The organism is Streptomyces sp. NPDC006602 (assembly GCF_042870385.1).
Taxonomy (GTDB): Bacteria; Actinomycetota; Actinomycetes; order Streptomycetales; family Streptomycetaceae; genus Streptomyces.
In genome coordinates this window covers 435,078-450,049 of sequence record NZ_JBIAHG010000001.1, presented here as the reverse complement: position 1 = coordinate 450,049, position 14,972 = coordinate 435,078, and the positions used below count along the sequence as shown (strand labels likewise).

The window sequence follows — 14,972 nt, the reverse complement described above, 5'->3', positions numbered from 1 at the left end:
CCCGCGCTGCGTCGCCGCCCCGTGCCTACCACCCCCCCCCCCCCCCACACCACCCCCCCCCCCCCCCCCCCCGCGCCCCCCCCCCCGCGCCCCCCCCCCCCCCCCCCCCCCCCCCCCCCCACTCCACTTTTGCGGGCCCCGAGTGGCGGGTAAGGTTAGGTTATCCTTATCGATCACGGCGGGAGGCGAATCCGCGTGTACGTCTGCAACTGCTTCGGAGTGACCGAAGCGCAGGTCCAGCAGCACGCGGACAACGGCGCCTGCACCCCCCGCCAGATCGCCTCCGCCTGCAAGGCCGGCACGGACTGCGGATCCTGCGTCCGTCGGATCCAGGCGATCCTCGGCCGCGGCGCGTGCCCCCGGTCGGCCCACCAGAGCGGGACGGTCCTCTCCGGGCTCGCGGAAGTGGAAACACTCGCGGAAGCCGAAGTGCTCGAGGAAGCCGCCTAGGTCAGGTCGGCTCAGCTCTCCGGCTGCTCGATCAGCTGCGCGAGGTAGAGCGCCTCACCGAGCTTCTCCAGCAGTTCCAGCTGGGTGTCGAGGTAGTCGATGTGGTGCTCCTCGTCCTCGAGGATCGACTCGAAGATGTTCGCCGACGTGATGTCGCCCTTGGTCCGCATCACCTCGACACCGCGCCTGAGGCGGTCGATCGCCTCGACCTCGATCTGCCGGTCGGCCTCGAACATCTCCTTGACCGTCTGCCCCACGCGGACGTGGAAGAGGCGCTGGTAGTTCGGCAGCCCGTCCAGGAACAGGATCCGGTCGGTGAGCACCTCCGCGTGCTTCATCTCGTCGAACGACTCGGACCGCGTGTACTTCGCGAGCTTGGTCCAGCCGAAGTTCTCCTGCATCTTCGCGTGCAGGAAGTACTGGTTGATCGCGGTGAGCTCGGCGGTCAGCTGCTCGTTGAGGAATTCGATGACCTCGGGGTCGCCCTGCATCGCAGAGGCTCCTTCCAACCGGGGGGAACTGGCGGGTTGCGCCGCATGATTTCATCGGCGAAGAAGATCGTCCAGTAAGTCTTCACTTAGTAAGTAAGGGCAGGCTTAGTCCTAATTGCCCGATTTGGGTGGCGGTGGTCATGTGCACTGCCCCAGGTCTGTCAGGATGGAGTCATGGGTCAGCCGGTGGAACGCGAGTCGGGAGATGCGGCACACTCCGAGCTTCCGCCGGGGCAGCGAATGCAGCGCGGCTGGCCGGTCACGCACTACGGCCCGGTCCCCAAGTTCCGGCCCGAACGCTGGGAGTTCCGGGTCTTCGGCGCCACCGCTGACGGCGACAAGCACTGCTGGAACCACGAGGAGTTCACGGCCCTGCCGTATACGACCGTCGTGGGCGATCTGCACTGCGTCACGAAGTTCAGCATGCTCGGCGCCGAGTGGGGCGGCATCCCCGCGCAGACCATCCTGGAGATCGCCCCGCCCGCCCCGGCCGTCACCCATGTGATGGTGTGGGCGGAGTACGGATTCAGCTCGAATCTGCGCCTGTCCGACTTCGCGTCCCAGGGCGCGATCTTCGCCACCCACAAGGACGGCGAACTGCTGACGGCCGAGCACGGCTTCCCCCTCCGTCTGGTCGTCCCCCATCTGTACGCGTGGAAGGGCCCCAAGTGGGTCCGGGGCGTGGAGTACATGACCGCCGACCGCCGCGGCTTCTGGGAGGAGCGCGGCTATCACAACGTCGGCGATCCCTGGAAGGAACAGCGCTACTCCTACCAGGAGGAACCCGGGGACGGGCCCGAGCTCTGACCCCGGGCCGGGTTCCTGAGCTCTGAGCTTGGGTCGGCGTTCCCGGGCTCTGAGCCTGGGCCGGCTTTTCAGCCGTCCCGTAGTTTCTTCAGCCGCTCCACGTCCGCCGCGTGCCCCTCCTTGCCGCCGGGCGTCTCGATGATCAGCGGTACGCCCTCGGTCGCGGGGTGGGTCATCAGCGCGCGGAACGGGTCCTCGCCGATGTGACCGGCGCCGATGTTCTCGTGCCGGTCCTTGTGGGCGCCGACCACGTCCTTGGAGTCGTTGGCATGGATCAGCTTCAGCCGGCCCTCGCCGACCGTGTCCACCAACAGGTCCAGCGTCCGGTGCATTCCGGCCGGCCCGGTCAGGTCGTGCCCGGCCGCGAAGATGTGGCAGGTGTCCAGACACACGCCCAGCTTCGGATGGGCGTCCAGCGCCTCGAAGTACGGCCCGAAGTCCCAGGTCCGCGAGCAAAGTGAGGCGCCCTGCCCGGCCGTCGACTCCAGGAGCAGGCACGGGTCGTCGTCGTGGGTCAGCTCGTCGAGCAGCGGCAACAGGTACTCCCGCACCTGCTTGAGCGCCACCGACCGGTCCCGGCCGCCCGTCGCACTGCCGGTGTGCACGACCACGCCCAGCGCCCCGATCGCCCGCCCGCGCCGCAGCGAATGCCGCAACGACTCGACCGACTTCTCCACGGTCGCCTCGGTGTGCGAACCGAAGTTGATCAGGTACGGGGCGTGCACGTATGCCGGAATCGACTCGGCCGCGCACACCTCCCGGAACTCCTCGTCCTGCCGCGGATTTCCGGCGGGAGTGGCCCACCCGCGCGGGTTGGCGACGAAGACCTGCACGGCCTCGGCCTTCAGGTCATGGGCGTACGACACGCCCACGGAGTGGAGGCCGCCGGCCACCGGGACGTGGCCGCCGACGGGATTGCGGGAGGGACCGGGCTGTCGCGTCTTCACCCGATCAGGGTGTCATGCGGTCCGGCCCGGCCGGTCAGCGGATCGTGATGGTGATCGTCGATCCCTTGGGGGCCGTCTTCCCGCCCTTCACGGACTGCTTCTTCACGGTGTCGCCGAAGAGCCCGAGCAGCCCGCGGTCCTCGTCGACCTTGAAGCCGGCCCCCACCAGCGCCGCCTTGGCGTCGTCGACGCTGTCGCCGACCACGTCCGGGACCTCGATCATCTCGGGGCCCTTGGACAGCGTCAGCGTCACCGTGTCGCCCTCGGCGGCGGTGCTGCCGTTCTGCGGCGTCTGCCGGGCGACCTGGCCCTTGTCGACCTCGGAGGAGTTGACCTCCTCGGCGGAGACCTTCACCTTCAGGCCCGCCTCCTCCAGGTCGGCTGTCGCGTCGTCCAGGGACTCGCCGGTGACGTCCGGGACGTCGATCGGGCGGCCCTTGCTGACGGTGAGCGCGATCGCCGAGCCCGCGCGCCGCTCGGTGCCCTTCTCCGGGTCCGTGGAGATCACGAAGCCCTTGCGGACGTCCTCGCTGAACGCCCGGCCGACCATGCCCGGCTCCAGCCCGCTGTCCTTCAACAGGGACCTTGCCTTGTCCAGCCGGTAGCCCTCCACGTCGGGCACCTTCACCGTCTCCGGGCCGTCGGAGATGGTGAGCGCCACCGAGTCGTTGTCCCGGATCCGGGTGCCCGGCTTGGGGTCGGTGCTGATGACGGTGCCGCGCTTCACGGTGTCGCTGTAGGCGTGCTCGACCTTGCCGACCTCGAGGCCGGCCTGGTCCAGCCGGTCCCGGGCCTGCGTTTCGGTCTTCGTCAGCAGCGGCGGGACCTGCGTGAACTGGCCGGAGTTGATGTACCAGACGCCCGCACCGAGACCGAGCGTCAGCAGCACGGCGGCCACGATCGTGACGAGCCGGCGCCGGGACCGCTCGGCACGGCGGCGCGGGGGAAGGGGCGGCGGGCTCTCCAGCCGGCTCGTGCGGTGGAACCCGTCCTCGGCCCCCTCTTCGTCCTCGTTCACCGGCAGCGGGCGCGGAACCGTCAGCGAGCGCGGGATCACGCTGGTGAGGTCGGCGGCGATGTCACGGTGCTCGTGCGCCGACGAGAGCGCCTGCGGCGGCACCGCGTCCAGCTGATCCACGCTGAGCGCGGCACGCGCCTCGCGCGCCTGGGCGAGCAGGGCGACCGCGTCGTACGGGCGGATGCCGGGGGTGCGGGCGGTCGCCGAGGCGACCAGCTCGTCGAGCTCGTACGCCAGCCCCGGCACGATGGCCGAAGGCGGCGGGACGTCCTCGTGGAGGTGCTTGTAGAGCACCACGGCGGGGGAGTCCCCGTCGTGCGGCTTCTCGCCGGTGAGCATCTCGTAGAGGACGACACCGCACGCGTACACGTCGACGCGGGGATCGGCGGCGCCCGGCTGCTCGATCTGCTCGGGCGCGAGGTACGAGACGGTGCCGAGCACGGCACCGGTGGTGCTGGTGACGGTGTTCACGGAGCGTACGAGCCCGAAGTCGGCGACCTTGACCCGGCCGTCGTCCCCTATCAGCACGTTCTCCGGCTTCATGTCCCGGTGTACGAATCCGGCCCGGTGCGCGGCGCCGAGCGCGGCGAGCACCGGCTCCAGGATGTCCAGGGCGGCGCGCGGCTGCAGCGCCCCGCGGTCGCGCAGTACGTCGCGCAGGGTGCACCCGGCGACGTACTCCATGGCGAGGTAGACGTACGGCCCGTCGGTGCCCTGGTCGAAGACCTGCACGACGTTCGGGTGGGCGAGCCGGGCGACCGACTTCGCCTCCCGGATGAACCGCTCGACGAAGGTCCCGTCGGCCGCGAGCGCCGGGTGCATCACCTTGAGAGCGAGCACGCGGTCCAGGCGGGTGTCCAGGGCCCGGTAGACCGTGGCCATCCCGCCGACGGCGATCCGCGCGTCCACGCGGTATCGCCCGTCGAGCAGCTGCCCGACCAACGGGTCCTGAAGCGTCGTATCCACGCAGGTGAGTGTACGAGCCGCAACTGACACGACCACCGGTTCGGTCCGGATCGGGGCGGGACTGAAGCGGACCTGTGACGCAACCCACAACCCGGCAGCCGCCGTCCCACGAACCCGCAGCCGCCCCGGGCGGGTGCCCCCACGGGAGAGGCCCGCCTCTCGACCTGGAAACGGGTGGTGCGTGGGTGGGAGACAAAGTGGTGCGTGGGCGGGAGAAAAACGGAACCGCAACGCCGGTTCAGAAGGCAGGACGCTCAGGATCCAGCACGGCCAAGCCCTCCGCAGGAGACGACGCCTCGGCGAGGTATCGCCGCGGAATCCGACCCGCCAGCCGAGCCAACCGCCCCGCTTCGACCGCGTACCTCATGGCCGCAGCCATCAACACCGGTTCCTGCGCCCGCGTCACCGCCGAGGCGAGCATCACACCCGCACACCCCAGCTCCATCGCCAACGCCGCATCCGACGCCGTACCGGCCCCCGCATCAAGAATCACCGGCACGCGCGCGTGCTCCACGATCAGCTGGAAGTTGTGCGGATTGCGAATCCCGAGCCCGGACCCGATCGGCGACCCCAACGGCATGATCGCGGCGCAGCCGACATCCTCCAGCTTCCGCGCGAGCACAGGATCGTCGTTCGTGTACGGCAGCACCGTGAACCCGTCGTCCACCAGCGTCTCCGCCGCGTCCAGCAACTCGATCGGATCCGGCAGCAGCGTCCGCTCGTCGGCGATGACCTCCAGCTTGATCAGGTCGGTGCCGAGCGCCTCGCGCGCGAGGCGGGCGGTGAGGACGGCCTCGCCGGCCGTGAAACAGCCCGCGGTGTTCGGCAGTACCCGGATGCCCAGCCTCTCCAGCACCGACAGCACCGAGCCGTGCACGTCCGGATTGACGCGCCGCATCGCGACCGTCGTCAGCTCCGTGCCGGAGGTGACCAGCGCCCGCTCCAGCACCTCGAGGCTCGGCGCCCCGCCGGTGCCCATGATCAGGCGGGACGTGAAGGACGTACCACCGATGACAAAGGGATCGTCGGCCATGGGTCAGCCTCCTTGGACGGCGGTGAGGACCTCGACGCGGTCTCCCTCGGAGAGGGATGTGGCGGGCCACTGCGCGCGCGGGACGACGGTTTCGTTGAGTGCGGCGGCCACGCCGGAGGGCGCCGCGGTGAGGGATCGTACGAGCGTGTCGAGGGCGGTGCCGGAGGCGACCTCCCGCCGCTCGCCGTTGACCTGGATGTTCATCATGCGGGCTGCTCCGTGAGGGCGGTGCTGAAGCGCTTGGGGGTGAAGGGGCGGGCCTCGTCCGGGAGTTCACCGGTGGTCAGGACGTGCGCCATGGCGTCGCCGGTGACCGGCGTGAGCAGTACGCCGTTGCGGTAGTGGCCAGTGGCCAGCAGCAGCCCGTCGAGGCCGGTCGGGCCGAGCAGCGGCGCGTTGTCGGGGGAGCCGGGCCGCAGACCGGCCCGCGTCTCCGTCAGCGGCAGCTCGGTGATCCCGGGCACCAGCTCGTGCGCGTCGCGCAGCAGCTCGTACACCCCGCCCGCGGTCACCGTCGTGTCCCAGCCCAGCTCCTCGCTGGTCGCGCCGACGACCAGCTCGCCGTTCTCGCGCGGCACCAGGTAGACCTGGCTGCCGCGCACCACGGCCCGCACGGTCCGGCTCAGGAACGGCGCGTACCGCTCGGGCACGGTCAGCCGCAGCACCTGCCCCTTCACGGGCCGTACGGGCGGCAGCAGGTCGTCCGGGACACCCGCGAGCCGCCCGCTGAGGCTGCCCGCGGCCAGCACCACCTGCCCGGTGCCCAGGACCGTGCCCTCGCGCGTCACGACACCGGCCGCCCGCTCCCGCAGGACCGACAGTCGCTCGGCCCAGGTGCGGTGGAAGACGACCCCGGCCCGCTCGCACGCGGCCACCAGTGCCGCCGCGAGCCGCCGCGGGTCGATCTGGTGGTCGCCGTCGACCCGCAGACCACCGCGCACGCCCGGCGCCAGCATGGGCTCCAGGCGTCGGCACTCCCGCCCGGACAGCCACTCGGATTCCAGCCCCGACTGCCGCTGCAGCGCGTGCAGTTCCCGCAGATGGGCGCGGTCGTCGGAGTCCAGCGCGACGGCGAGCGTGCCGCACCGGCGGTAGCCGAGGTCGTGCCCGGTGAGGTCGGTGAGCTCGGCCGCGAAGTCCGGATAGCGGCGGGCCGATTCCAGATTCAGGCCGAGCAGAGTCTGTTCGCCGTAGTGCAGTTCGGTGACGGCGGCCAGCATCCCGGCCGCCACCTGGGCGGCCCCGCCGCCCGGTTCGGGGTCCACGACGGCCACGGCGAACCCGCGTTGAGCGGCCCGCCAGGCCGTGACCAGCCCGATGATCCCGCCCCCGACGATCAGGACGTCTGAGGTGTGTGAGGTGTCCGACGTACGCGACATGGGCGTCCAGCCCCTCCCTTCGCCGGCATGACCCGGATCAGGTTCGTACGGTCGGAGGCCGCCAGCCTCCCTCTCAGCCCGGTGCGTCCGGGCTCCCGCGTGTGCTTTCGTTGGCCACCCTAGCCAATGCCGTATGTCTCAGTAAGGGAGCCTCCACCCGTGGCCCGCCCGCCCGCCTCCCACCACCACCCTCGAACGAGGGGCTCCGCCCCGCCCTGCAGATCTCTCGACGGACTCGTCCTCGCCCCCGTCGCCGATCAGGCACCAGGTCAGGTGAGTACCCGCACCCGGTTCGCGTACCACGAGAAGGACGGCGAGATCTGGGCCGAGTACGCGGGCGGGGACGTCGTACGTGGGTACCTGGTGGGGACGCGGGAGGGCGACCGCCTGGACTTCCGGTACGTACAGCTCAAGGAGGACGGGACGACGTCCTCGGGGCACTGTGCGTCGACGGTCGTCGAGCTTTCCGACGGCCGGGTGCGGCTGGAGGAGACCTGGGAGTGGGAGTCGCAGTCGGGCAGGGGGGCCAGCGTGGTGGAGCAGCTGACCGAGCACGCCCCCTGACTGACTTTTTGTCAGGTGTCTAAGGTGATCAGGTGAGCGAGCAGACGCAGGTACGGGCCACGTCCACGCCACGGCGTGTGGTTGTCGTCGGCGCGGGCATGGCCGGGGTGCAGACCGCGGTCGCCCTGCGGGAACAGGGCTACACCGGCAGCGTGACGCTGCTCGGCGCGGAGCCCCACCAGCCCTACGACCGGCCGCCGCTGTCGAAGGCCGTGCTGCTCGGCAAGGCCGAGGACTCCGCCTTCGACGTGGATTTCGAGGCGCTCGGCATCGAACTGTGGCTCGGGCGCGAGGTCCTGGGCGTCCGCCCCGCCGAGCACGAGCTGGACACCGCCGAGGGACCGGTGCCGTACGACGTCCTGGTCCTCGCCACCGGAGCCGAACCGGTTCGGCTGCCGGGCGCGGAAGGCGTGCCAGGCGTGCATCTGCTGCGCACTCTGGACGACGCCGAGCGGCTGCGCCCGGTGCTCGCCCGGCAGCACGACATCGTGGTCGTCGGCGCGGGCTGGATCGGCGCCGAGTTCGCAACGGCGGCCCGCGAGGCGGGCTGTGCGGTGACGGTCGTGGAGGCGGCCGACCGGCCGCTCCCGGGCGCGCTGCCCGCCGAGGTGACCGCGCCGATGGTCGCCTGGTACCGCGACGCCGGTGTCTCTTTGCGCACCCACGCGCGCGTGCGGCGCGTCGAGCCCGGCGCGGTGCTGCTGGACGACGGCTCCCGGCTGTCCGCGGACGCCGTGGTGGTCGGCATCGGCGCCCGCCCCGCCACGGCCTGGCTCGCCGATTCCGGCATCGAGCTCGGCACCCACGGCGAGGTCGTCGCCGACGCCCGTCTGCACACCTCGGTGCCGGACGTCTACGCGGTCGGCGACTGTGCCTCCTTCCCTTCGGGAAGGTATGGCGAGCGCCTGCTGGTCCACCACTGGGACAACGCCCTGCAGGGCCCGCGCACGGTGGCCGCGAACATCCTCGGCGAGGCCAGCGGCGAGCCCGCGGCCGTCTACGACCCGGTCCCGTACTTCTGGTCCGAGCAGTTCGGGCGCTTCGTCCAGTACGCCGGCCACCACGCGTCCGCCGACACCACCCTGTGGCGCGGCGACCCGTCCGGCCCGGCCTGGACGGTGTGCTGGCTGCGGGAGGGCCGCCTGGTCGCCCTGCTGGCCGTCGGCCGCCCCCGGGACCTGGCGCAGGGACGCCGGCTGATCGAGGCGAGGACGCCCATGGACCCCGCCTTGCTGGCCGACCCGGCGAGGCCCTTGAAGGCGGCCACGGCGTAACGCGAAACCCCAGGTCGGGGGGTCCTGGCTTCCGACTGTCAGTGCGGGATGGCAGGCTTGTCCCGTGACCGAGATTGACGCAAAGATCGATGCTCTCGTCCCCGCCTGGCTCACCCTCCCCGACATCGCGGAAATGCTCGATGTCGAGGTGACGCGTGTGCGGCAGCTGGTCAAGGAGGGCCAGCTCATCGCCGTACGCCGTGGTGAGAACCGCGCGCTGCACGTCCCCGCCGCCTTCATCGACGGGGCCGAGCAGAAGGTCGTCAAGGGCCTGACCGGCACCCTGACGCTCCTGCGGGACGACGGCTTCACCGACGAAGAGATGCTCGAATGGCTCTTCACCCCCGACCCGAGCCTGCCCGGCACCCCCGCACAGGCCCTCAGTGAGAATCGCGGCACGGAGGTGAAGCGCCGGGCCCAGGCGCTCGCCGTCTGATCTGAGCACGCTGATCTGAACATCGCCCGACGTACGGGCCGTGGCCCGCAAGCCGCGGTCGCGGTTCTGTACGGCCCACTGCGGCCGGCCCGCGGCCCGTACGCCATCGACAACGGGGGACCCTCGCATGCCCGACACCACCGCCCGCGCCCGGCTCGCCGACGCCAGGGTCTACCTCTGCACGGACGCCCGCGGGCGCCAAGGTGACCTCGCCGACTTCCTGGACGCCGTCCTGGCCGGCGGGGTCGACATCGTGCAGTTGCGGGACAAGGGCATGGAGGCGGCTCAGGAGCTGGAGCACCTCGAGGTGTTCGCCGACGCCTGCGCCCGGCACGGCAAGCTCCTCGCGGTCAACGACCGCGCGGACGTCGCCCACGCGGCCGGGGCCGCCGTCCTGCACCTGGGTCAGGGCGACCTCCCGGTCCCCGCGGCGCGCGCGATCCTGGGCGAGGACATCCTCATAGGCCGCTCCACGCACTCCGGGTCCGAGGCCGCCGCGGCCTCCGTCCAGGAGGGCGTGGACTACTTCTGCACCGGCCCCTGCTGGCCGACCCCCACCAAGCCCGGCCGCCACGCCCCCGGCCTCGACCTGGTCCGCCACACCGCCTCCCTCGGCACCGACCGCCCCTGGTTCGCCATCGGCGGCATCGACCTGGGCAACCTCGACGAAGTGGTGGAGGCGGGTGCCCGCCGGGTCGTGGTCGTGCGTGCCATCACGGAGGCGGACGACCCGGGCGCCGCGGCGGCGGAGTTCGCCAAGAGACTGCGCCAGGCGTGACGTCAGTCACAGTCTCGGGTGTCCGAAAGATGGACAACAAATCGACAAACCGGGCAAATTCCCGGGATCTGGTTGGGGGACCGCCTCCCCCTGACTAACCTGCGGGTATGGCCCTCGGCACCGCATCCACCAGGTCGGACCACGCCCGCACGGTGCGTGACATGCTCGCGACCGGCAAGACGACGTACTCGTTCGAGTTCTACGCCCCGAAGACCCCGAAGGGCGAGCGGAACCTGTGGAACGCGCTGCGCCGGGTCGAGGCGGTCGCGCCCGACTTCGTCTCCGTGACCTACGGCGCGGGCGGTTCCACCCGCGCGGGCACGGTCAAGGCGACCGAGGCGATCGCGTCCAACACCACCCTCACCCCGATCGCCCACCTCACCGCGGTCGACCATTCGGTGGCCGACCTGCGCAACATCATCGGGCAGTACGCCGACGCCGGGATCCGCAACATGCTGGCCCTGCGCGGCGACCCGCCCGGCGACCCCATGGGCGACTGGGTGCCGCACCCCCGCGGCCTCACCTACGCCGCCGAACTCGTCGAACTCATCAAGGCGTCCGGCGACTTCTGTGTGGGCGTCGCGGCCTTCCCCGCGATGCACCCGCGCTCGTCCGACTGGGACAGCGACGTCCGCCGCTTCGTCGACAAGTGCCGCGCCGGCGCGGACTACGCGATCACGCAGATGTTCTTCCACCCGGAGGACTACCTGCGGCTGCGCGACAAGGTGACGGCCGCCGGCTGCGAGACCCCGATCATCCCCGAGGTCATGCCGATCGCGAGTGTGAAGAGCCTGGACCGGGTGCCGTCCCTCACCAACGCGACCTTCCCGCCCGCCTTGAAAGAGCGAATCCTCACAGCAAAAGACGATCCGGCCGCTGTACGCTCCATTGGCATCGATTACGCCACAGAGTTCTGCGCACGGTTGCTTGCCGAGGGAGTGCCCGGCCTGCACTTCATCACGCTCAACAACTCCACGGCGACGCTGGAAATCTACGAAAACCTGGGCCTGCACCACCCACCGCAGGCCTAGACCGGTCGCACCGGTATACGACACACTGCGTAGCGGCCACTGGGAGAGGGGCGTACATGGGCTGGACGGTCCTCTACATCGCGTTCGGCATCGTCGCGCTGTGGCTGCTCGGCGAGGTGCTGCTGCAGTACAAGGCGCGCCTGCGCTGGCGGTTGCTCGCCTTCGGCGGCTTCCTCGGCGTCGTGCTCGGTGTCCTCATCCCCTCCGTGATCGTCATCGGCCTGGGCGCCGCCGCCTTCGCGGTCGGCCAGACCTACGTCACGCTCTCCTTCCGCCGCGGCTTCGCGTCCGGCTGGGCGGTCAGCCGCCCGGGCGCCGACGGCATCAAGCGGCGCCGCGGCAAGGCCGACCGCCAGGACCCGACCCTTGAGGTCACCGACCTCGAAGCGGCCGACGCCGGCTTCGGCGCCGACGCCGAATACGGCCGGACCGCCGGCGGCTACGGCCACGACGACTACGACCGCGACGACGTGTTCACACCCGCGCGCCCGGTCGACCCCCCGGCCGCCGAGAGCACCGCCGTGTACGAGCCGCAGCCCCTGCCCGACGACACCGGCTCGTACGGCATATACGGCAACCCCGGGTACGCGGCCGCCGCCGACTCCTCCTACGCCACCACGGACCAGCCCCAGGACCAGTACGCGGCAGCCGCCCAGGGCGCCGACCAGACCCACGGGTACGACGGCTACTACCAGCAGCAGCAGTACGGCTACGACACGTCCGGACAACAGCAGTACGCCGCGTACTCCGACCCCTACATCGGCACGCAGGCCTACGGCGGCGGCTCGTACGACGCCTCCTACGGCGGCCAGCAGCAGTACGGCCAGCAGAGCTACGGGCAGGACCAGTACGGCAACGCCACGTATGCCGGTGAGACGCCGGCCGGCGGGGTGTGGGTGCCGCAGCAGCGCAGCACCGACGACCCCTACGGTGGCGAACTCCCGCCGGAGCAGCCGTATCCCTACCAGGACAACGGACAGGCGCAGGGCAACGGCTACGGCTACGACGAGCAGTACCGGTTCTGAGCCGGCCCTCGGCCGGGATGCCGGGCGTTCACTGAGAACCCCGGAACTCCGGTCCTTCCACGACGAGTCCAGCGACCAGCGCGCCCGACATACCGGCGTGCGGAAGACCGCCGCCCGGGTGCGACCAGCCCCCGGCGGTGAACAGGCCCCGTATCGCTGTGCTGTTGGACGGGTGCAGCAGGGCCCCCGCGGCCGAGGCCAGGGCGGGTGCGGGCACGCCACCGCCCTCGGCGCCCGTCTCCTCACGGGTGTGCAGGGGCGTACGCACCTCGCGCCACAGCGTCCGCTCGCGCAGCCCCGGGATCGCCCGCCCCGCGGCTGCGATCATCCGGTCGGCGAAGGCGTCGGCGGCGCCGGTCGCCGTCCAGTCGTAGTGCGTCTGTGAGGGCACCGTCGACGTGAGCACCACGGCCTCGTGTCCGTCGTCGGGGCGCAGGGCCGGATCGTCCGGCCGGTCGATACGGACGGTCGGCTGCTCAGGCGGCACGCCGTGCGCGGGGAACTCCAGTTCGCTCTTGGAGTCCGGGCTGTGCACGACGGTGCGGTGTGCGGCGTCCGCCGCCCGGGCGCCGCGCAGCGCCAGGCAGACGACGACCCGGCCGGCGGCCATGCCCTCGGGGCCGGGCTCGACCGCCTCCGCGTCGTACAGCGCGCGGCCCCGCACCAGGTCACGCAGCCGCCAGGGCCCGGTGCCGACCACCGTGTCCGCCTCCGCGACCCCGCCGTCCGCGAGCTCCACGCCCGACGCCCGGCCCTCCTTCTCCAGCACCCCGGTGACGTCGGAGCCGAAGACGAACTCGACCTTCCTGGCCACGCACCGCTCGTACACCGCGCGCGCCAACTCCCTCATGCCGCCGCGGACATACCAGGTGCCGAAGGCGTGTTCCATGTACGGCAGCACGGACGCGCTTGCCGGAGCCTCGCTCGGGTCCAGGCCGTACGCGAGGGCGTAGTTGTCCAGCAGCGCGGCGAGTCGGGGGTCGCGCAGCTCCCAGGCGCCGATCTCGGCGAGCGTGCCGGCCCGGCGGGTGCGCAGCAGCCGCTTGTGAGGGACGGCCGGATAGGGCTCGCGTGCGGCCAGCACCGACCAGTTCGGCCACAGGGGCTCCTCCAGGAGCGGCCTGCGAGTCCGGTCCCAGGCCTCTCGCGCCCGGACGAGGAAGTCCCCCCAACGCTGTCCCGCACCCGACCCGAGTGCCTCGTCCAGAGCCGCGACGGCGCCCGCACGCGAGGCGTTCGGCAGCGACACCCGGGTGCCGTCCGCGAAGAGGTGGTGCGAGGACGGGTCGACCTGGACCAGCTCGACGCAGGACTCCAGCGGCTCCTTGCCGGTCTTGACGAACAGGTCGCGGTAGACCGCCGGCAGGGGGAGGAGCCCCGGGCCCGTGTCGAAGGAGAAGCCGTCGCGCTCGAAGCGGCGCACCGCTCCGCCGTACGTCTCCGTACGCTCGTACACCGTCACCCGGTGGCCCGCGACGGCCAGCCGGGCAGCGGCCGCCATCGCGCCCATCCCGGCGCCGATCACCGCAATCCGTGCCATGCCTGCGACTTTATCGGCCGCCACTGACAACCCGCACCGCTGGCCCAGCCGCTGGTGCTGTGTCTTCCGGGGGACACCCCCAGATCCCGGCCAAGGGGAGTACCGACACGGACGCGATCGTGACCAGTCGGCGAACCGGCGTCCTGGGGGTGAGTGCGCAGTGCTGAGTATCCGTACTCAGCCGCTGAGTTGAGTACGCGCGCGGATGGGCCGCGACCTGCGTGGACGAGAGAGTGGGGGCACGGAGAAGGGGCAAGGCTCCGGCACCGGCGACACGGGGCGCCGGAACGGAGCCGCCCCCGATCCGCTCCTTCCGCCGGCCGATGTCGGCGGGAGCGAGGCACGGGGGGAACCCGGGGGACGACCGTACGGGGGCCCAACGGGGGAGTACGGGGGAAACGGGGGAGCGGGGAAACGGGGGAGCGGGGAAACGGGGGAGCGGGGAAACGGGGGGACGGGGGGACGGGGGAGCAGGAGGAGGCGCCGGTTCGAGGTGGCCCGCGGGGGACGCGGCCACATCGGACCGGCGCTTCCGTGTGTCTGCGGCAGCAGTGTTGCGGTGGCGGAGGCGGTACCTGCGGTGCGGCCGCCGGGTTCAGCCGCGCCCGCTGACTCGTCCCTGAAGCAGTCGGGACAGCGCCGCGTGCACGTCGTCAAGGGAGCGTTCCGGCTGGAAGGACTGCCAGTCCAGGGCGGCCACCAGGACCATGCCGACGAGCGCGGCCGCGGTCAGCTGGATGTCGATCTCGTCGCTGAACTCGCCGTTCTCGACACCCTCGCGCAGCACGCCCTCGACGACCGCGACGGCCTCCTGCCGGACCACCATCAGCGTGGACTGCCAGGCCCGGTTGGTTCGCCACAGCTCCGCCACGTACAGCTGGGTGAAGGACGGGTAGGCCTGGATGAAGACGAGCCCCGCGTGGATCATCGCGTCCAGGGCGTCGACCTTGCTGCCGCCCTGCCGCGCCGTCCGCTCGGCCGCCTCCCGAAGGGAGGCGGCGAGGAGTCGTACGCCGTGCCGCAGCAGCTCCTCGAAGAGGACGGACTTGCTCGCGAAGTTGTAGTAGACCGTGCCTTTCGCGACCCCGGCCCGCTCGGCGATCTCGTCCACGGTGGTGGCGGAGAAGCCCTGCTCGGCGATGAGCGTGACGGCCGCCTCGTAGAGCTTCTGCCGGGTGGCCTCGCGGCGCGTGCTGACACCCGGCGTGGCGCTGCTGCTTTCCATGGTCCTGA

16 protein-coding genes and 1 riboswitch are annotated in these 14,972 nt (G+C 71.5%); of the genes, 8 read left to right on the top strand and 8 right to left on the bottom strand.

What is annotated here, in order from left to right; all coding sequences use genetic code 11:
* The first annotated feature begins 195 nt into the window (after positions 1 to 195).
* Positions 196 to 450 (top strand): bacterioferritin-associated ferredoxin, encoded by a 255-nt coding sequence (locus ACFYO2_RS02055; RefSeq protein WP_388342725.1) that lies wholly within the window; start codon positions 196 to 198, stop codon positions 448 to 450.
* Between the two features lie 11 nt (positions 451 to 461).
* Here ACFYO2_RS02055 and bfr read toward each other — a convergent pair whose 3' ends face one another.
* On the bottom strand, positions 462 to 941 hold the full coding sequence (gene bfr, locus ACFYO2_RS02050; protein ID WP_388342724.1) for a bacterioferritin: 480 nt from the start codon (positions 939 to 941) through the stop codon (positions 462 to 464).
* A 174-nt stretch (positions 942 to 1,115) separates the two neighbouring features.
* On the opposite strand from bfr, the gene ACFYO2_RS02045 reads away from it, so the two are divergent.
* Complete coding sequence (locus ACFYO2_RS02045; RefSeq protein ID WP_388342722.1) at positions 1,116 to 1,748, top strand: sulfite oxidase-like oxidoreductase; 633 nt, start codon at positions 1,116 to 1,118, stop codon at positions 1,746 to 1,748.
* Between the two features lie 68 nt (positions 1,749 to 1,816).
* Here the strand turns inward: ACFYO2_RS02045 and ACFYO2_RS02040 are convergent, their stop codons facing one another.
* From ACFYO2_RS02040 to thiO, 5 genes are all read right to left on the bottom strand, one after another.
* Positions 1,817 to 2,695: a deoxyribonuclease IV gene (locus ACFYO2_RS02040; RefSeq protein ID WP_388342720.1), complete on the bottom strand. Its 879-nt coding sequence runs from the start codon at positions 2,693 to 2,695 to the stop codon at positions 1,817 to 1,819.
* A 34-nt stretch (positions 2,696 to 2,729) separates the two neighbouring features.
* A complete protein-coding gene (gene pknB / locus ACFYO2_RS02035; protein ID WP_388342719.1) occupies positions 2,730 to 4,679 on the bottom strand; it encodes a Stk1 family PASTA domain-containing Ser/Thr kinase in 1,950 nt (649 codons plus the stop codon).
* Between the two features lie 238 nt (positions 4,680 to 4,917).
* Positions 4,918 to 5,712, bottom strand: a complete 795-nt coding sequence (locus ACFYO2_RS02030; RefSeq protein ID WP_388342716.1) for a thiazole synthase — start codon at positions 5,710 to 5,712, stop codon at positions 4,918 to 4,920.
* Between the two features lie 3 nt (positions 5,713 to 5,715).
* Complete coding sequence (gene thiS / locus ACFYO2_RS02025; RefSeq protein WP_388343937.1) at positions 5,716 to 5,916, bottom strand: sulfur carrier protein ThiS; 201 nt, start codon at positions 5,914 to 5,916, stop codon at positions 5,716 to 5,718.
* Positions 5,916 to 7,091, bottom strand: a complete 1,176-nt coding sequence (gene thiO / locus ACFYO2_RS02020) for a glycine oxidase ThiO (protein WP_388342714.1) — start codon at positions 7,089 to 7,091, stop codon at positions 5,916 to 5,918. The genes thiS and thiO overlap by 1 nt, the downstream gene beginning before the upstream one ends.
* A riboswitch (TPP riboswitch) is annotated at positions 7,089 to 7,200 on the bottom strand. It overlaps the preceding gene by 3 nt.
* 164 nt (positions 7,201 to 7,364) lie before the next feature.
* Here thiO and ACFYO2_RS02015 point away from each other — a divergent pair.
* The 6 genes from ACFYO2_RS02015 (at position 7,365) to ACFYO2_RS01990 (ending at position 12,199) form a co-directional block, all read left to right on the top strand.
* A complete protein-coding gene (locus ACFYO2_RS02015; RefSeq protein WP_388342711.1) occupies positions 7,365 to 7,655 on the top strand; it encodes a hypothetical protein in 291 nt (96 codons plus the stop codon).
* A gap of 32 nt (positions 7,656 to 7,687) precedes the next feature.
* On the top strand, positions 7,688 to 8,929 hold the full coding sequence (locus ACFYO2_RS02010) for an NAD(P)/FAD-dependent oxidoreductase (protein ID WP_388342709.1): 1,242 nt from the start codon (positions 7,688 to 7,690) through the stop codon (positions 8,927 to 8,929).
* Positions 8,930 to 8,993: 64 nt separating this feature from the next.
* Complete coding sequence (locus ACFYO2_RS02005) at positions 8,994 to 9,365, top strand: Rv2175c family DNA-binding protein (protein ID WP_030051296.1); 372 nt, start codon at positions 8,994 to 8,996, stop codon at positions 9,363 to 9,365.
* A 127-nt stretch (positions 9,366 to 9,492) separates the two neighbouring features.
* Complete coding sequence (thiE, locus tag ACFYO2_RS02000) at positions 9,493 to 10,143, top strand: thiamine phosphate synthase (RefSeq protein WP_388342706.1); 651 nt, start codon at positions 9,493 to 9,495, stop codon at positions 10,141 to 10,143.
* Between the two features lie 107 nt (positions 10,144 to 10,250).
* Positions 10,251 to 11,174: a methylenetetrahydrofolate reductase [NAD(P)H] gene (gene metF, locus ACFYO2_RS01995; protein WP_388342704.1), complete on the top strand. Its 924-nt coding sequence runs from the start codon at positions 10,251 to 10,253 to the stop codon at positions 11,172 to 11,174.
* Between the two features lie 56 nt (positions 11,175 to 11,230).
* Positions 11,231 to 12,199, top strand: coding sequence for a hypothetical protein (locus ACFYO2_RS01990; RefSeq protein WP_388342702.1), 969 nt, complete (start codon positions 11,231 to 11,233; stop codon positions 12,197 to 12,199).
* A 28-nt stretch (positions 12,200 to 12,227) separates the two neighbouring features.
* Here ACFYO2_RS01990 and ACFYO2_RS01985 read toward each other — a convergent pair whose 3' ends face one another.
* Together ACFYO2_RS01985 and ACFYO2_RS01980 are read right to left on the bottom strand one after the other, a co-directional pair.
* Positions 12,228 to 13,739, bottom strand: a complete 1,512-nt coding sequence (locus ACFYO2_RS01985) for a phytoene desaturase family protein (protein ID WP_388342700.1) — start codon at positions 13,737 to 13,739, stop codon at positions 12,228 to 12,230.
* 595 nt (positions 13,740 to 14,334) lie between these two features.
* Positions 14,335 to 14,964 carry a TetR/AcrR family transcriptional regulator gene (locus tag ACFYO2_RS01980; RefSeq protein WP_388342698.1) on the bottom strand — a complete coding sequence of 210 codons (630 nt, stop codon included), beginning with the start codon at positions 14,962 to 14,964 and terminating at the stop codon, positions 14,335 to 14,337.
* Between the last annotated feature and the right edge of the window lie 8 nt (positions 14,965 to 14,972).

Coding starts and splice junctions, on each gene's coding strand:
- bfr (WP_388342724.1), bottom strand. CDS start 941: ATGCAGGGCGACCCCGAGGTCATCGAATTCCTCAACGAGCAGCTGACC.
- ACFYO2_RS02045 (WP_388342722.1), top strand. CDS start 1,116: ATGGGTCAGCCGGTGGAACGCGAGTCGGGAGATGCGGCACACTCCGAG.
- ACFYO2_RS02030 (WP_388342716.1), bottom strand. CDS start 5,712: ATGGCCGACGATCCCTTTGTCATCGGTGGTACGTCCTTCACGTCCCGC.
- thiS (WP_388343937.1), bottom strand. CDS start 5,916: ATGAACATCCAGGTCAACGGCGAGCGGCGGGAGGTCGCCTCCGGCACC.
- thiO (WP_388342714.1), bottom strand. CDS start 7,091: ATGTCGCGTACGTCGGACACCTCACACACCTCAGACGTCCTGATCGTC.
- thiE (WP_388342706.1), top strand. CDS start 9,493: ATGCCCGACACCACCGCCCGCGCCCGGCTCGCCGACGCCAGGGTCTAC.
- metF (WP_388342704.1), top strand. CDS start 10,251: ATGGCCCTCGGCACCGCATCCACCAGGTCGGACCACGCCCGCACGGTG.
- ACFYO2_RS01990 (WP_388342702.1), top strand. CDS start 11,231: ATGGGCTGGACGGTCCTCTACATCGCGTTCGGCATCGTCGCGCTGTGG.
- ACFYO2_RS01985 (WP_388342700.1), bottom strand. CDS start 13,739: ATGGCACGGATTGCGGTGATCGGCGCCGGGATGGGCGCGATGGCGGCC.
- ACFYO2_RS01980 (WP_388342698.1), bottom strand. CDS start 14,964: ATGGAAAGCAGCAGCGCCACGCCGGGTGTCAGCACGCGCCGCGAGGCC.